The organism is Fundicoccus sp. Sow4_F4 (assembly GCF_052116145.1).
Taxonomy (GTDB): Bacteria; Bacillota; Bacilli; order Lactobacillales; family Aerococcaceae; genus Fundicoccus.
Genome location: NZ_JBQKLQ010000002.1, coordinates 160638 through 176141 on the forward strand (window position 1 = coordinate 160638; position 15504 = coordinate 176141).

14 protein-coding genes and 1 other annotated feature are annotated in these 15504 nt (G+C 43.8%); of the genes, 2 read left to right on the forward strand and 12 right to left on the reverse strand.

From position 1 onward, the window contains the following. Window positions 1–3: 3 nt before the first annotated feature. The 7 genes from ACTQ5J_RS04785 to ACTQ5J_RS04815 form a co-directional block, all read right to left on the reverse strand. Window positions 4–1422, reverse strand: a complete 1419-nt coding sequence (locus ACTQ5J_RS04785; RefSeq protein WP_441751025.1) for a 6-phospho-beta-glucosidase — start codon at window positions 1420–1422, stop codon at window positions 4–6. After that, window positions 1423–1761 carry a PTS lactose/cellobiose transporter subunit IIA gene (locus tag ACTQ5J_RS04790; RefSeq protein ID WP_441751027.1) on the reverse strand — a complete coding sequence of 113 codons (339 nt, stop codon included), beginning with the start codon at window positions 1759–1761 and terminating at the stop codon, window positions 1423–1425. Window positions 1762–2320: 559 nt separating this feature from the next. Further along, window positions 2321–2791 carry a SixA phosphatase family protein gene (locus ACTQ5J_RS04795; RefSeq protein ID WP_441751029.1) on the reverse strand — a complete coding sequence of 157 codons (471 nt, stop codon included), beginning with the start codon at window positions 2789–2791 and terminating at the stop codon, window positions 2321–2323. Between the two features lie 128 nt (window positions 2792–2919). Continuing rightward, a complete protein-coding gene (locus ACTQ5J_RS04800; protein WP_441751031.1) occupies window positions 2920–3426 on the reverse strand; it encodes a pyridoxamine 5'-phosphate oxidase family protein in 507 nt (168 codons plus the stop codon). Window positions 3427–3477: 51 nt separating this feature from the next. Further along, window positions 3478–3807 carry a four-helix bundle copper-binding protein gene (locus ACTQ5J_RS04805; RefSeq protein ID WP_441751033.1) on the reverse strand — a complete coding sequence of 110 codons (330 nt, stop codon included), beginning with the start codon at window positions 3805–3807 and terminating at the stop codon, window positions 3478–3480. 276 nt (window positions 3808–4083) lie between these two features. After that, window positions 4084–5355: a CinA family nicotinamide mononucleotide deamidase-related protein gene (locus ACTQ5J_RS04810; protein WP_441751035.1), complete on the reverse strand. Its 1272-nt coding sequence runs from the start codon at window positions 5353–5355 to the stop codon at window positions 4084–4086. Between the two features lie 112 nt (window positions 5356–5467). Next, complete coding sequence (locus ACTQ5J_RS04815; RefSeq protein ID WP_441751036.1) at window positions 5468–5710, reverse strand: hypothetical protein; 243 nt, start codon at window positions 5708–5710, stop codon at window positions 5468–5470. A gap of 169 nt (window positions 5711–5879) precedes the next feature. On the opposite strand from ACTQ5J_RS04815, the gene ACTQ5J_RS04820 reads away from it, so the two are divergent. Then, window positions 5880–6530 carry a hypothetical protein gene (locus tag ACTQ5J_RS04820; RefSeq protein ID WP_441751037.1) on the forward strand — a complete coding sequence of 217 codons (651 nt, stop codon included), beginning with the start codon at window positions 5880–5882 and terminating at the stop codon, window positions 6528–6530. A 158-nt stretch (window positions 6531–6688) separates the two neighbouring features. Here ACTQ5J_RS04820 and ACTQ5J_RS04825 read toward each other — a convergent pair whose 3' ends face one another. The 5 genes from ACTQ5J_RS04825 to ACTQ5J_RS04845 form a co-directional block, all read right to left on the reverse strand. After that, window positions 6689–8149, reverse strand: a complete 1461-nt coding sequence (locus ACTQ5J_RS04825; protein WP_441751039.1) for a LysM peptidoglycan-binding domain-containing protein — start codon at window positions 8147–8149, stop codon at window positions 6689–6691. 1307 nt (window positions 8150–9456) lie between these two features. Next, a complete protein-coding gene (locus ACTQ5J_RS04830) occupies window positions 9457–10911 on the reverse strand; it encodes a glycoside hydrolase family 32 protein (protein WP_441751041.1) in 1455 nt (484 codons plus the stop codon). A 50-nt stretch (window positions 10912–10961) separates the two neighbouring features. Beyond that, window positions 10962–12332, reverse strand: coding sequence for a PTS transporter subunit EIIC (locus tag ACTQ5J_RS04835; protein WP_441751043.1), 1371 nt, complete (start codon window positions 12330–12332; stop codon window positions 10962–10964). 157 nt (window positions 12333–12489) lie between these two features. Next, a complete protein-coding gene (locus ACTQ5J_RS04840; protein ID WP_441751045.1) occupies window positions 12490–13470 on the reverse strand; it encodes a LacI family DNA-binding transcriptional regulator in 981 nt (326 codons plus the stop codon). Window positions 13471–13537: 67 nt separating this feature from the next. Next, on the reverse strand, window positions 13538–14038 hold the full coding sequence (locus ACTQ5J_RS04845) for a DNA-deoxyinosine glycosylase (protein WP_441751047.1): 501 nt from the start codon (window positions 14036–14038) through the stop codon (window positions 13538–13540). 237 nt (window positions 14039–14275) lie between these two features. Then, window positions 14276–14501 (forward strand) — a binding site (T-box leader). A 94-nt stretch (window positions 14502–14595) separates the two neighbouring features. Between ACTQ5J_RS04845 and ACTQ5J_RS04850 the strand changes: the two genes are divergently transcribed. Beyond that, complete coding sequence (locus tag ACTQ5J_RS04850) at window positions 14596–15426, forward strand: MetQ/NlpA family ABC transporter substrate-binding protein (protein ID WP_441751049.1); 831 nt, start codon at window positions 14596–14598, stop codon at window positions 15424–15426. Window positions 15427–15504: the final 78 nt, after the last annotated feature.

Genomic DNA, 15504 nt, shown 5'->3' on the forward strand with positions numbered 1-15504 from the left:
GTATTACTTAGCTTTCAAACCCTTTTCTTCCAAATAAGTCTTAAACCAGTGGAAAGAATCCTTCTTCAAGCGGCGCATACTTCCCTGCCCAGCATCATCACGGTCAACATAAATAAAACCATAACGCTTCGACATCTGACCACTCGACGAAGACACCAAATCAATCACCGACCACATCGTATAGCCCAAGAGCGGTATCCCGTCCTCAGCCATCGTCTCTTCAATCACATCCAAATGCGCCTGCAAATAGACAATTCGATAATCATCATGAATTTTACCATCCACCGTCACCAGATCCTTGGCACCCAGCCCATTCTCCACCAACATCAATGGCTTTTGATACCGATCCCAAATCGAATTCATCACAATTCGCAAACCTAAAGGATCAATCATCCAACCCCACTCGGAACGCTTGAGATAAGGGTTCACCACCCCACCAGCCGCATTCCCCGTATTCGTATCAACCCCCGTCGTATCCGCCTTCGACGCCCGCGACGCATAATAAGAAAAAGAAATGAAATCACACGTATACTCTTTCAACAAGTTGAAATCTGCCTCGCTACGATCCAAGACAATCCCTTCACTGGCAAAATAGTGCTCTGTCCAGCGTGGGTATTCACCGCGACCTTGGATATCTAGGAAAAAGTTATTTTCTTGGTTGGCGCGTTGCGCCTGGCGGACATCCTCAGGATTGGCACTGTATGGGTAATAATCTCCCGCAGCCAACATCGCGCCTAATTGGGCATTAGGGTCAATCTCGCGGAGGCGCTTCGTGATGAGCGCACTCGCCACCATTTCATAGTGAGCCGCTTGATAGATGATTTGCGCACGGTTTTCATCGTCAGCAATCGTCAACCCAGCACCAGTGAAGGGCTTATGTAGAATCATATTGATTTCATTAAAACTAATCCAGTATTTAACCTTACCTTTGAAGCGTTCAAATAAAGTCACCGCATATTTTTCATATTGGGCAACCATCTCGCGACTTCGCCATGAACCAAAGGCATCCATTAAGCCCTTGGGCACATCGAAATGACAAATCGTGACAATTGGTTCAATCCCATAGTTCAATAATTCATCAATTAATTGCTCGTAAAATGCTAAACCTGCTTCATTCGGTTCGTTCTCTAAGCCGGTTGGGTAAATGCGTGACCAGGCAATTGAAAAGCGGTATGCATTTAAGCCCAATTCTGCCATCAAAGCCACATCTTCTTTGTAGTGATTATAAAAACCAATTGCTTCATGCGACGGATAAAAAGCGTCTGCAGCCGCCTCTTGATAAGGCATACGACCCGATGCGATTGCGAGACGGTCTTCGCCGTGAGGTAATAAATCGATATTCGATAAGCCACGACCATCGGTTAAATAGGCCCCTTCGACTTGGTTAGCCGCACTGGCTCCTCCCCATAAAAAGTCTGTCATTTAGTTGGTCGCCTCGCTTTTCAAAGTCATATTTTGCATGAGGTCGTAAACGTCGACGAGTTCTTTGGCTAGGTCTAGAAAAGTTAAGGCCGTCATCAAGGGGTCTTGGGCATGAATCATCAAAAGCGAAATCTGCGTATGATTACCGCTGGTCTCCACCGTTAATAGTTCGGTTTGAGAATTATGCGCTTTGTTGATTTTCAGATTGGCCTCTTTGATTTTCTCACGAGCGCCGTCGATATCTTGTTTCTTAGCCGCGTAGATGGCTTCCATCGCGCTACTTTTGGCGTCACCTGCGTTAATTATTAAGTTCATTACTGCTAAATTGTTATCTTCCATCGGGTTCACCTATCCTTTAATTAAGTTCAATGCTTGCTGTAAAACTTTTTCACCATTCATTGTGCCATAGTCGCGTGGGTTGATGACTGCCATCGGTATTTGACGAGCACCTAGCGAATTTTATAATTTATTTAAAAATCCATTTTTCATCTTTTTTTCCTCCTAATAAACCACTCATGAAACTTTGTACCAAATATATATAACCTAAGTCCGACACCCAATAGTATAAATAACCACGCCAGTACTTGTATACGACGTCTGAAACAGTCATTTTCCAGTTCGAAGTAGAAGCCTTTGTAGGCAACACGCATTGCCTTTACCGGTTGATATTCATATTAAGGCTTGTCAGCAACCTTGTAAAGGATTTCATGAACGATTATTTTCCAATTTAAAGCGGAACATAAAGAGCACAGCTATTTAAACGCCCATTTTTTTGCCCCAATATGACTGATATTTGCCTGGTTGAATTTATGAGCGTCTGCAGGAACTAATAAGTGTCTGCAAAAAAAAAGAGCAGCTCCTAAAAATCAAAGCTGCTCTTTGGGCGCGTTCCGCTCCCTTAAATTTTCCCTTGATATATCCCGGCTATGGCTTGCCCCTCTTGTTTAGTTAAGGTGACGCTTGCCATGGCACCTTTTTTCATTTTGACCGTTTCACCGGTCAGTTTGTGAATCCAATTGGACAGAGTCGGTTCGTGGCCGACCACTAACAATGTCTCAGTCGCTTGAGGCAATTCTTCCAAAGCCACTGTCAGTTTTTCAAATTCACCCGTGTAAATGAATTCTTGTAGTTGCGTTCCGGATAACTTTAAGACGTCAGCTAGAGGCTGTGCCGTTTCTTGTGCCCTTAAAGCCGGGCTCGACCAAATGTGTGGCTTTTGCTCTTTCGTCGCTTGCTTCAAGTGCTCGGCCAATTTCGCTGCAGCTGCTTGACTTCGCTCCTGGCCTTCTTGGGTTAAGCGGCGCTCACGGTCAGGTAAATCTGCATGCCCTTCTTCCGCTATATCATGACGAATAAAGATAATCTCCATTGTAATTTCATCCTTTCGATTCGTTTTCTAATTGACTCGCTAACTGAAGCCCTATTTTGTAAAAAAAGAGCAATCCAAAATCGGACGGCTCCTTAGTTTCTATCTATTGCTTAAGTTAGGTCCACGCATCATACGTCAAGTTCGACCGTGGCATTGGTGCCTAAGTCAGTTTCAGCATCATCGATCAACAGTTTGCGAGCGATGTTAAAGGCGCTTTTGACAATGCTGCCCGATTCCCAATATTCAACCGATTGAACAAGCACTTTCAGTAGAATCAGCGACGGATCTTTAGCGTTGACATCGAAAATCGCCTCATATGCCTTATTCCAAAGCTCTTCTTTCTTCTCGGTGTCCTCCACCACTTCGGCGACACCTCGAATCGAAACGAAGGACTTGTTCTTGTGAACATAGCCGACGTTGACCGCCGGGTTCTCAGTGATTTCAGTCACTTTTGCTGTATCCTTCAATGTGAAAAACCATAAATCTCCGTCAAATTCGACTTCTTGAGTCATCATCGGACGTGTCTCTAAACCATCCGGTGTCACCGTTGTTAATAATGCAATATCACTATCTTTAATCAATTGACGAACTTTCTCAACATGTTCTTCACGTGTTAACTTCTTTTCTTCACTCATTTGATTACCCCCTCAGATAATCTTGATTTTATGTAACATTATTGCAGTTGCTTAAGCGACAGTCGCTAAAAACTCATGGCAAGCAGCTTCACATTTACGGCAAGCGCGAGCACACTCTTGACAGTGGTCGTGGTCATGTTGTTCACATTCTTCAGCACAAAGCTGACAAGCTTTGGCGCAAGCCGCCACAATTTCAGGCAAGACTTTAGAATCTCTTTGCGCGAATGTTAAAACAACCCCACATAAATCAGCGCATTCTCGGTCCGAGCGAATGCACTCCGTCATCATCTGTACATGATCTTCCTTCAAACAGGCGTCAAAACAAAAATTACAAGCTTTCTGACATGCGGCAACTTTACTTACCAAAGTTTCTACACTCATTAACGATCGCTCCTTTTGTTTACTTTCTATCCCAAGTTTAAACCTCACACGAAGTCATTGCAAACAATACACTTTATACTATGTAAGCTTTACTGGCGAAGTTGCTTGCGTTTTCAAGAAACTCACGCAAGTCTTTTGTCCCTTATGACTAGTCATCTCAACTACCACATTCATTACAAAATATTCGCATACTAGCGGTGGCGCATAAGCAAGATTTCTTACGGTAAGCTAAGCTTTTACAGAACAAAGGAACCACCCAAACTCGGGTGGCTTGTCTTACTTGCTTTTATAAACGCAGCCTTCAATCTCTTCTTTTTGGATGATTTTTCGAACCAGGTCGAAGGCACTCCAGACTGAATGGCGGCGGTTTAAGTTGCGCTTGTAGCCGAAGTGATATTTGCGAGCAAACGTTTCTTGATTTTTGACTGCGACTCCTAACCAGACGGTACCCGGTATCTCACCTTCAAGTGAACTTGGTCCTGCGACACCTGACAGGGAAACCGCAATATCAGCATTAAACAGCTTGAGTGCCTTCTCCGCCATCTCAAAGGCACATTCTGCACTAACGACACCGTAAGTTTCGATGGTTTTTTTGGTAACGCCAAGAGCAACGTGTTTGGTGGCCTCACTATAGGTCACAATTCCGCCATCTAAAATCAGACCCGCTTCAAATAAACTGGAAACTTCACTGAGGAAGGCTCCCCCTGTTAAACTTTCAGCGGCCGTTAATTTGAGCTCATTTTCTTTGAGGAGTTGGCGAACAATATTAGGCAAATTGTCCGTACCATAGCCAATAATATAATCACCGACTTGGTCTTCCACTTGCTTTTCGGCTTTCGCAATCAGCTGGTGACAAGCTTCTTGGCTGTCGGCCCGTGCTGTCAATTGGACTTCAATTTCGACATCAGATGGGTAGAGTTGAATGATTGGATTGTCCACCGTCGTGATGAGCTCACCTAGATCCTGGTGCGCTTGAGCCATCGTGAGGCCATACAGTCTGATGATTCGACTGGAGATGCATGGCTTGTCGGTTAATTTTTCGATTAATAGAGGCCGGGTGTTTTCAGTAAACATGGGTTCTAATTCGTCTGCTGGACCAGGTAATAATAAATAATTGTGCGTGTCCGTTTGATAAAACATCCCGAGCGCCAAGCCCGTCACATTGACTAAAGGAATTGAATCTAAGAGAGTTAAGGCTTGAAGTTGATTATTCTTCGGCATAATGAGACTCGAGTTTTTATGATAAGTCATGATTCGATTTTGCGTCTCTTCATCTAAAACTAAATCTTGATCCAAATGTTTGGCGATCGTCGCTTTAACGATAGCGTCATCATCGGGTCCAAGACCACCGACCAAGACGATCCGTTCGGCTTGAGCTTGTGCTTCTTTAACTACTTGAAGTAGCTTGGCTTCGTCATCATGGATCATAACACTTTCTGTGATTTCAAAACCTAAAGCGGTTAATTCACGTGCGAGAAAAGCCGCATTCGTATTGGTAGCGGCACCTTCTAACAAGGCTGAACTGACTGCTATAATGATAGCTTTCATTGAGCCTCCTCCTTTCGATTGCTTTGTTATATTTTATCATATTGCTGGAAACTAGGATAATTTGGCGCTTCAAGTGGACGATTCCCGGTCATATTCGGTCCGACGCCCCCCTTTATAAATCGCAAAGGGTTGGTGTTTTAATAAAACGAGATGTGGACGTGGTCATAATGATCGGCACATCACCGGAGCGGAGGTCATAAGCCGTCACTTCGTAGTTATTGACGCCGTCGTCTCGGAAGACAGCGTTGTAGGCCAAACCGTTTAAGTCTGGAGCTAGCGCTACCGGTTCTTCGTATACTGCCTCGTCATATGCAGGTTCTTCGTCCATTTCATCTTCCATCAATAGACTAGCCACCGTGATTAAAGGCGTAGTTTAATGGTTTTCTGCTGAAGTAAATTGCTTGAAAACTTAAATAAATACTAAATTTGTTGACAAGGTCTCCCATAGTCGGAAAACGCTTTCTAAACGCAGTCTTAGAGAGGTATAATGAGGTAACAACAGCTATTTCGAAAGGAGTCTCACAATGATAAAACGATTGATGTTGCTAGTTACTTTATCTAGCTTGATGACGTTGCCTCCCGTTTACGCTCAATCACCCGATCCGACGACCGATTTAATCAATGAAATCACTGAACTTGAACTTAACTTGAATCAAAAGAAAGCTGAATTGCGTGAGTTGCAGGCCACGACCGAAGGACTTTATACGATTGAAACGAACACAGCCACGCTCGTTTTTAGTAATTTACGGATTGATTCGGATCGCATTCTGATTGATTTGGATTATACAAATGACACGAAGGGCGTACTCGATATTATGAATGATATGTGGATGATTACGTTCGCCCGCGAAGATGACACGTCCATTAAGCAGTTGTGGATTGATAACGACATGCTACCTGATATTGAAGGCCGCGAAACGACAATCAGCAACTTGCGCCTTAAGAGTGGCGCCACCATCAAATTGACGATTGGTTTAACCGAAGAGAGTATGTACTATTATGCGGAAGATTATTTAGAAGACGAAATTATTAGTGATGAAGAAGTGGTTAGTGACGAAGTTGCCCAAAGTGTGCCGATGATTACCGACACGACCTCCCCACTCTATATCCGAGTTGATGCCTACTATAGCCCTAGCGGGAAATCTGAAGAAATCCTGATACCTTTTTCTGACTAACTCATTTTTGCCACAATAAAAAGCAGTCCCAAGCAGGCCTTTCGTTCAGGCTTTCTAAGGATTGCTTTTTTATTTTTCAGCTTGTAGCAGTGGGATTCCCCCCCTGATTATTCAGTCCGACGAACCCCCCTTTACAAATCGTAAAGGGGGTGAGTGTTTTAATAAAATGAAACGTGGACGTGGTCATAATGGTTGGCAGTCACGCTTCCTCGGTCTTCCATCCATTCCCAGCCGCCAGTCCATCCACCGTAAATTTGTTGTTCCCAAATCACGTATGAGATGTTGTGAGCGCCCATGTTGTTGATCGCGTAGTTTGCGATTGCGTCACCGATATCTGAACCGACCGGCACCATAAAGTCAACGGCAAGGCCGCTTCCGTGGTCACCAGCGTCGCCGGGGCGAATACCATAAGCCGTCACGCCGTACATGTTCACGACTTCATCGCGGAAGACAGCGGCGTTGGATGCCAAACCGTTTAGGTCTGGAGCTGGTGCTACAGGTTCCTCAATAATTGGTTCCTCGTATTCAGGTTCTTCGTATGCAGGTTCTTCGTATGCAGGATCTTCCGGGATGATTTCCTCTGGATCTTCTTCCGTTGGAAGTTCTTCCTCTGGCACTTCTTCAGCTGGTAAGTCTTCCGTTGGAAGTTCTTCCTCTGCCACTTCTTCAACTGGTAAGTCTTCCATTGGAAGTTCTGCTTCTGGCACTTCTTCAACCGGTAAGTTTTCTGTTGGAAGTTCTTCCTCTGGTGCTTCTTCAACTGGTAACTCTTCCGTTGGAAGTTCTTCCTCTGCCACTTCTTCAGCTGGTAAGTCTTCTGTTGGAAGTTCTTCCTCTGGTGCTTCTTCAACTGGTAAGTCTTCCGTTGGAAGTTCTTCTTCTGGCACTTCTTCAACCGGTAAGTTTTCTGTTGGAAGTTCTTCCTCTGGCGCTTCTTCAACAGGTAAGTCTTCTGCTGGAAGTTCCTCTACAGGCACTTCTTCAACTGGCAAGTTTTCTGTTGGAAGCTCTGTTTCTGGTGTTTCTTCAACTGGCAAGTTTTCTGTTGGAAGCTCTATTTCTGGTGTTGGTGCGCCAAGTTCTGCTTCTGGTGAATCTGCAATCGGATCGTTATTCCCAGATTCAGCCGGAACGTCTATTAGTTCTTCTTTCACTTGCTCTTCTTCTACAACTGGCTCTAAGGCAACTGGCGTATTCGCCACTACTTCCACTGCTACCGCTTCTTCGATGGTTTCAATTGGCGATAAGTTTACAGGGATATTGACCGCAATGCTTTCTGCATCGGGGGCCTCAACTGTTAAACTATTCGCTTGATTATTATCATCAAATTGCGCAGTCAATACTGTTTCAGGGAAAATTAAATCGACGTTATCTATATTATTTATACTTGCTAAATATCTGACATCAATATTCATTGCTTCCGAAATAACACCTAATGTATCTCCATATTGAACACTATAGGATACAGCATTATCTTCCGTAACAACCACATCTGCCATTACTTCATGCAACTGACGCGCTTGCCAAGTCTCAGCTGTAACCACTGCCGGCATTGCTACCGCGTGACCAGCCAAAGCAAGCACTGAACAACCTAGCCATAATTTCTTTTTATAATTCATTCAATGTTACCTCTCTCAATTGGTTTTCTGACAATGCCTACATTAGCACGTCAATCAGAATAAGCCAATAGCCTGACAGCTAACTTAAAGAAAATGAATTTCTCCTGTAACAATTCTTTCACACATGTCTCTTGTCGTAATAATTGTCATAGAATATGACTGAAAATTTCTAGTCACTAAGAGACTTGCCCATAAACACTCGAAGGCCTTGCAAGTTTCATGCTGGTACATTATTAAATTGAAACGTAAGGTTTCACTCAACTGATAGCTAGTTCAATACATCCGTTGCAACATACAGTATGTACTTATCTTTTCAACCGCTACTGTGCCAGCCAAAAACCGTGCTTGAATAAATGATAATGCTGTCGTTCCCTTCGAGCCGTGACAATTATATAAAAGGGCAGGTGTCAAATCGTGTTGACTTTGTCAGCATACTGCATGGAAGAAAGGAGCTGATTGTATCGTGCGCCGTTCTTATATAGTGCAGCTCGATCTAACGCAATTAAGCTGAATTTTCGTAGATGCAGAAGCGACTTTGACTGTCGCAATTCCCACGACCGAACTAACTCACTTCATCACCAGTAAATAGATAGCCTTAACCCCGTACTCCTAATGAGGCGGGATTTTAGGTTTAATCGTTAGGAGTACGGGGAATTTAGGCTATAGGATAATATGAAGCCAGAATCATTCAATCGATTATATATATTTTCCCCCAAAAAAAAGAGGCCCAATTGGGCCCCCTTCTAACTTAGTGTGTGATTTCCTTTCGAAAATTATCTTCAGAATAAATGAATCGTTTCAAGACTCATTTTTCTATTTTTTGGTAATTCGACTTCTCTTCTACTTATTAATGATAGAAATCACAGCACTATTTTGTGTATGCTTCATTCTCCGTCTGTACTGCAAATTTATTGATACTTACAACACGCCACTTAAAACAACTTTCTGCCCTAAATGTATCCCAGTCTTCGCTGTGCCTTTACACAGTTACCTCTGTTTGACTTTTTTCTTACTAAAATCTACGGAGCGAACATCATACACTTGAACCACAAAGATGGTTCTGTCGTAAAGAGTGAAACGCCATTCTTTTGACAGTGCATCTCTCTCTTAACTTATCTATAGCTTATCAAGAAAGCGCTTACTTGTCAAGCGTTATTCCTGTTTTTTTCGAAATTAATTATTTCTTTAATTAAGATTACCTAAACGTTCAATGCACAACAGTCTTTAGCTAGAAAAAAAAGAACCCTATTTTACATAGGATTCCGCTTTCTTATTAGTATTTTGGTAGTGGATAGTGGCTTTGGTGACTAAATTTTTAAGTCCCAATAACTGATTTGGCCTTGAGCGTCGCCGGTGACGTGAATCATCTGCTGATCTGGGCTTGGATAAACACGACTTGTCATGACGAATTCCCCATCGTTGACGAAAATTTCCAACGACGATGTATCCGAAAAGATTTGCAGTTGCGATAAATCAGTTAATGGAATCATCCGTTTGCGTCGTCCGAAGCCACTCTCACCGTGTTTTAAAGTTAGTAGGCCATCTTGATAACTCAATTTACTATCTTGGCGCAACGTCAATTCAAAAGAGTGAGGCGTTTCGTCAAACTCCACCAACAATTCGTAAATTTCGCCTTTTAAGGTCGACTCCTCTATTTCACACAAGCGGTGGGTTTGCGTATGCTGTCTCAAGCTCTGATACTCAGGTAAAGGACGTTGTTTCAAACGCCCATTTTCCAAGGTCAACTGGCGTGGTAAAGCCATCGCATGTTGCCAGCCTCTGGCAACCGTAGGGTTACCGTACTCAGGTTCTATATCACCAATGCCCATCCATGCCCATAAGATACGGCGGCCACTTTCGTCTTCAAACGTTTGGGGCGCATAGAAATCGAAGCCGTGATCCAGTTCAACAAAATCCGTTTCTGGTTCAAAGGCATATTCATCCCAATTGATGGCACCGGTCAAATAGCCGACCGTATGTGGGTTGTGATAGTTATAAGTGGTGGGTAACAGACCTTGGGGCGAGAATAACACTACCTGACTATCATCCAACTCGAAATAATCAGGACATTCCCACATGAAACCTTGTTCTTCATTACCGGCTAGAAAGACCCCTTGGTATGACCAGTCATATAAATCATCTGAACGATATAAAAGAATACGTCCTAAGTTATCACGTGTGCGTGCACCGAGAATCATATAATAGACTCCTTCATGCTCAAAGACTTTAGGGTCACGAATATGATCGGTGTAACCTGCAGGATAGTCAGCATGGGCAATCACCACCTCGCGTGATTCCACTGTGAAGCCGTCAGCCGAGACAACATGGATCGTATTTTGTTCGCGTCCGCTGTAAGTGTAGTCGTGGTCGCCCTCGTGTTTAACATTGCCCGTGTAAAAGAAGTGAATCTTGTCATCGTGGACAAAGGCGCTCCCAGAATAGACACCGTCTTCGTCGAAGAGCTGGTCAGGTGACAGAAAAATATCCTCTTCTTTAAAATGCACCATATCCTGGGACGTCTTATGGCCCCAATGCGTCGCGCCTCCATTGGGCGTTTCAGGCACATACTGGTGATACAAATGATAAGTCCCTTTAAATTGGACGGCACCATTCGGATCATTCAACCAACCTGTCGCCGGCATTTGATGGTAAGTCAAACGCCAAGGATCGGCGGCAATTTTTTCCATTAAAGCTGCTTGAAGTTCTGGCAAGGACTGCCAATAAGCTTGCATATCTTTCTTCATCTTCACATTCTTAGTCATACTCTTTATCTGCTCCTTTTTTATCGCTGCTATTTCACCTATCAAACCGTCTAAATTTCAGAACGAATTTGCTTAGCTTGAAGGCGAACGCATAAGAAACCAACACCGAAAGCTACTAAAATGACGGCAATATATTGTAATAACGCTGCTACACTTCCAGTATACAATAGTAAACCTGGAATGAAAGTGATGCCCATGCCGGTCGCTTTTAAGCCGAAGAGGTAAGTTAAGAAGCCACCTGCGGCTCCTCCCACAATTCCTGCCGCAAAAATTCTTAGCGAACGTAAGTTAACACCGAATAATAAAGGTTCTGTGATTCCGAATAAAGTCGGTACGGCCGCACTGATCATATTTGAACGCTTCAATTGGTCGCGCATTAAGAAAGCTGTTCCAATAGCCGCTCCGAATTGGCCTGCCATACTGGCGGTTCCCAGTGGTTGAAGCACATTATAACCCGTGTCACTCAATAAGCTAATTTCGATTAAACTCAAGGAATGGTGTAAGCCGGTTACCACGATTAATTGTTGGAAACCAGCATATAGAATATAGCCAATCCCTAATGGTGCATTAATCAAACCAACAATACTGTTGATTACCGCATTTTCAGCTATTTGAATAATAGGACCTAATAAGAATAAGACAATAGAAATTGAAATAGTGATCGTTAGGAATGGTGTCACAATTAAGTCGACCACTTGAGGCACCCAAGTACGTAACCAGGTTTCCAACTTGCTGACTAACCAACCGGCGATAATCGCTGGGAAAATCGAGCCTTGGTAGCCATAAACATCAATTCCGAAAATCGATAATGGATCGGCCGTCTCACCGCGCACCGCATAGGCATTTGGTAATTGAGGCGCCACCATCATTAAACCAACTACTATCCCGATTAAAGGATTCCCACCGAATTTACGTGTGGCACTATAAGCAATCAGAACGGGTAAGAAACCAAAGGCCGTATCCGTCAACATCGCAAACAAAGCCGTTACATCGTCTGTCATGGTCATACCTAACTCCACCAATAAGCCACGGATTCCCATTAACAAACCGGTCGTGACTAAGGCTGGAATTAGAGGCACTAAGATGTCTGCTAGAATACGCACAAATTTTTGAACGGGATTCAAATTCGCGTAGACATCTTCTTTCATACTGGCATCATTTGTGGTTCCTTCACCTAAATACTCGCGTAACTCTGCAGTGACTTCATTGACTTTGCCTGTTCCAAAAATAAATTGGTGTTGCCCTGTTGAAAAGAAATACCCTTTACTTTCTGGAATGGCATCTGCTTTTGCTTTATCTACTTTGCTGTCGTCTTTAAGAATCATCCGTAAACGTGTGGCACAATGTTCAAAGTTTTTAATATTCTCTTTGCCGCCTATAACATCCAATAATTGCTCAATTGACTGATCGTATTTACCCATTTTTACAGCCTCCATAATTAGAATTAAACCGCTCGGAAGGAACCGGTTCCACAATAGTGTAAAACAAACGCACGCACTTTGCAAGCGTTTTACTGAAATTTATTTAATTTAAAGATTCTACCTGATTTTACTAAGTGTAAATCCAGTTTAGCTCTGTTTAATCCAGTTGACGCGTCGATGGTTTAACATGTAACTCGTTCCCCATCGTCTGCAGTAACGGAATTGAGCCGGTCACAATAAGTTTTTTCAATAATTCCAAAGCCTTTTTCCCTAGTTCATAAAACGGATAATCGACCGTCGTAATTCGCGGGTAAGCATAATCGGACTCGCTATAGCCACCAAAACCGGACAATGAAAAGTCTTCTGGAATCTTTAGCTTTAAATCTTGAGCGGCATTGGCAATCCCAATCGCAATCTGATCGGTGGCCGCAGCAATATAGGTCGCCTTGACATCAGGCAAATACGTCAGCGCCTGTTCGTAAGCTAGTTTGCGAGAAAAGTCGGTTTCAAGCAAAGACACAGTAGCGCCAGCTTGATGGACTGTCTCTACAAACCCATCACGCCTTAAAACACCGACCGCATTATCATCCTCGGTCACGCCGACATACAACAAATCACGGTGGCCCAACGACAAAGCATGTTCGGCAATTTTGACGCCGGCTTGATAATCTTGATGTACCAGACATGGCACGCCTTCAATCTGTTGCCCAATCACCAGAATCGGCACCTTCAACTGCTTGATTTGTTGAACCAACGTCTCATCAAACAAACTGGCAATCCAAATAATGCCGCTGACTTTTTGCCGTTCCAACAGCGCTAAATTCTCTTTTTCTCGCTGACTATCTAAATTCGAATTCGTCAAAACCAGCTGATAGCCCTGCTCATAGGCCAACTCATCGATACCACGCAACACCTGATTGGTTGAAGGTGAATCGAAACGCGGCAGAATCACCCCAATCATATTCGACCGCTGGGCCTTCAAACTTTGCGCAAATTGATTGGGCACATAGCCCGTCTCATCGATAATCTTCTGAATCTTTTCGCGCGTCTCATCGCTGACCGGCCCGTTATTCAAGAAGCGCGACACCGTGCTCTTGGCGACCCCAGCCCGCTTAGCAATCTCATTTAAAGTAACCACTTGACTCCCCCTCTCTTTCCTTTTATTCTACCACATTCTATCATACAAACGACTGGTAGAAATTTGTCTATTCAGTTTTATCGAGGCTCAGACCCCGACGAATCAACTGAGTCCACTGAGCCATCCGTTGGGCTTCACGCCCATTGTTCAAGCCACTTGTCGACAAAGCGCTGGCCACCTCATAACCGTTGAAAACCGCGTGCTTCTGCGTTTCCTTGTAAGCCGTTTGCCCATTTGCAATGACTAATTTGATATCAGCTACCTTTAACACCCGATCGAAATCATTCAACACCTGCTGGGAAATCGTGTGATCATAACTACCCTCACGCTCCACTTGCGCATACACATCCCACAATCCAATCCCATGCGCCTTTAAAACAGCCAAACGCAGGGCATAATCCACCGGATCCTCGACCCTTAAAGCCGCAAACACCACCCGCCAAAAAGCATTACCCGGATTGCCATAATACTGCTGCTTCTTCAAGGACGGCACCCCAGGATGACTCCCCAGAATCAACAAACGCGCCCCCTCATCAAACACCGGCTCAAAACCCTGCGACCACTCCATCCCCCTCAACTCCTCATCATTATTTCTCTATCATAACCGCCAATCGGCAGGATTTCCACTTTTAGAAAATAAGACCACTCTTTGCTAGCACAAAAATTTTTCTCGCTGCGTCTATCAGCCTTTTATAAAATTGAATAGTCATCCGAACGCGTGTGCTACAAAGCTCGAAATCCACTTGACAAGTCAGTAAAAGCCCAGTATACTCTCATTAATATCTAATCTAAAATTCATTTTAGTGAGAAAACAATGACGAGTGAGTAACCTGATAAAACTGCCAAGAGAGCCCGCAATGCTGTGAACGGGTCAGTTTAGTTAGGTGAACATGAGCTCCGAGTTATCAACTAGTTCACGCTGCTTGATCGGTCGCAACCGTTACTTTGCACGTTTCATTAGAAACGATAGAGGTGGCTTCCGTAAGGAGACTACGAACTAGGGTGGTAACACGGATCAGTCCGTCCCTATGCTGTACAAACGTATGGCATTGGGGCGGACTTTTTTTGCACTTATAAATGAGAAACAGACAGATAAATAACTTATTTGGAACAGGAGATTATTCAATGAAAAGAATTTTTAAAGCTTTGTTACTCGCGGTTTTATTTCTAAGTCCTCAAACAATTTTTGCACAAGATAAGGTAACCGTTGGTGTTGTAGGCGAAGATTATGAAGCAATTTGGCTCCATGTGGCTGAAAAAGCCAAAGCCGAAGGCATCGAAATTGACGTGGTGTTACTGACTGACTACAATATTCCTAATATTGCTTTGAGTGATGGGACGCTTGACTTGAATGCCTTTCAACATGATGTGTTTCTCGAGAACTGGAACGCTGAAAACCAGGGCGATTTGGTAACCATCGGTTATACAGTTGCCGTGCCTACGCGTATTTATTCAGAAAAACACGCGTCACTAGATGATTTACCAGATGGCGCCAAAATTGCCGTCAACAACGCCCCAACCAGTCTAAGTTATAACTTACAGACACTTGAGCGCGCTGGTTTAATCAAGCTGGATGAAACGGGCGAACTACTACCAACACCAGATGATGTGGTCGAAAATCCTAAAAACCTTGAGTTCATCGAAGTCGATGGTGCCAATATTCCCTCCATCGTTCCAGATGTAGACGCGGCCTTCATCGATAATTCATTTCTAGAAGCGACTGACTTCAAACCTTCTGACGCTATTTATGTGTTTGGTGACACACCAGACACGATTAATATTTCGCGTGTCAATAATATTGTGGCCCGTGCCGAGGATGCCGACAACGAACTTTACTTGAAGATTGTTGAGCTCTTCCAACAAGACGATACTGTGGCAGTCATCGAAGAAGTCACCAAAGGCGGCAGCATCGCAGCTTGGGACATCGTTGCCGAAGCGCAAGCAGCCCAAGAATAAACGCACCCATGTAAACACTCGCTCGGCCTTCAATTTCTAAAGGCTTTGGATAGGTCTTTAGACAAACAAGCTGTATAA

Coding starts and splice junctions, on each gene's coding strand:
- ACTQ5J_RS04825 (WP_441751039.1), bottom strand. CDS start 8,149: ATGAATTATAAAAAGAAATTATGGCTAGGTTGTTCAGTGCTTGCTTTG.
- ACTQ5J_RS04835 (WP_441751043.1), bottom strand. CDS start 12,332: ATGGGTAAATACGATCAGTCAATTGAGCAATTATTGGATGTTATAGGC.
- ACTQ5J_RS04805 (WP_441751033.1), bottom strand. CDS start 3,807: ATGAGTGTAGAAACTTTGGTAAGTAAAGTTGCCGCATGTCAGAAAGCT.
- ACTQ5J_RS04820 (WP_441751037.1), top strand. CDS start 5,880: ATGATAAAACGATTGATGTTGCTAGTTACTTTATCTAGCTTGATGACG.
- ACTQ5J_RS04790 (WP_441751027.1), bottom strand. CDS start 1,761: ATGGAAGATAACAATTTAGCAGTAATGAACTTAATAATTAACGCAGGT.
- ACTQ5J_RS04845 (WP_441751047.1), bottom strand. CDS start 14,038: ATGGAGTGGTCGCAGGGTTTTGAGCCGGTGTTTGATGAGGGGGCGCGT.
- ACTQ5J_RS04795 (WP_441751029.1), bottom strand. CDS start 2,791: ATGGAGATTATCTTTATTCGTCATGATATAGCGGAAGAAGGGCATGCA.
- ACTQ5J_RS04785 (WP_441751025.1), bottom strand. CDS start 1,422: ATGACAGACTTTTTATGGGGAGGAGCCAGTGCGGCTAACCAAGTCGAA.
- ACTQ5J_RS04850 (WP_441751049.1), top strand. CDS start 14,596: ATGAAAAGAATTTTTAAAGCTTTGTTACTCGCGGTTTTATTTCTAAGT.
- ACTQ5J_RS04800 (WP_441751031.1), bottom strand. CDS start 3,426: ATGAGTGAAGAAAAGAAGTTAACACGTGAAGAACATGTTGAGAAAGTT.
- ACTQ5J_RS04810 (WP_441751035.1), bottom strand. CDS start 5,355: ATGAAAGCTATCATTATAGCAGTCAGTTCAGCCTTGTTAGAAGGTGCC.
- ACTQ5J_RS04830 (WP_441751041.1), bottom strand. CDS start 10,911: ATGACTAAGAATGTGAAGATGAAGAAAGATATGCAAGCTTATTGGCAG.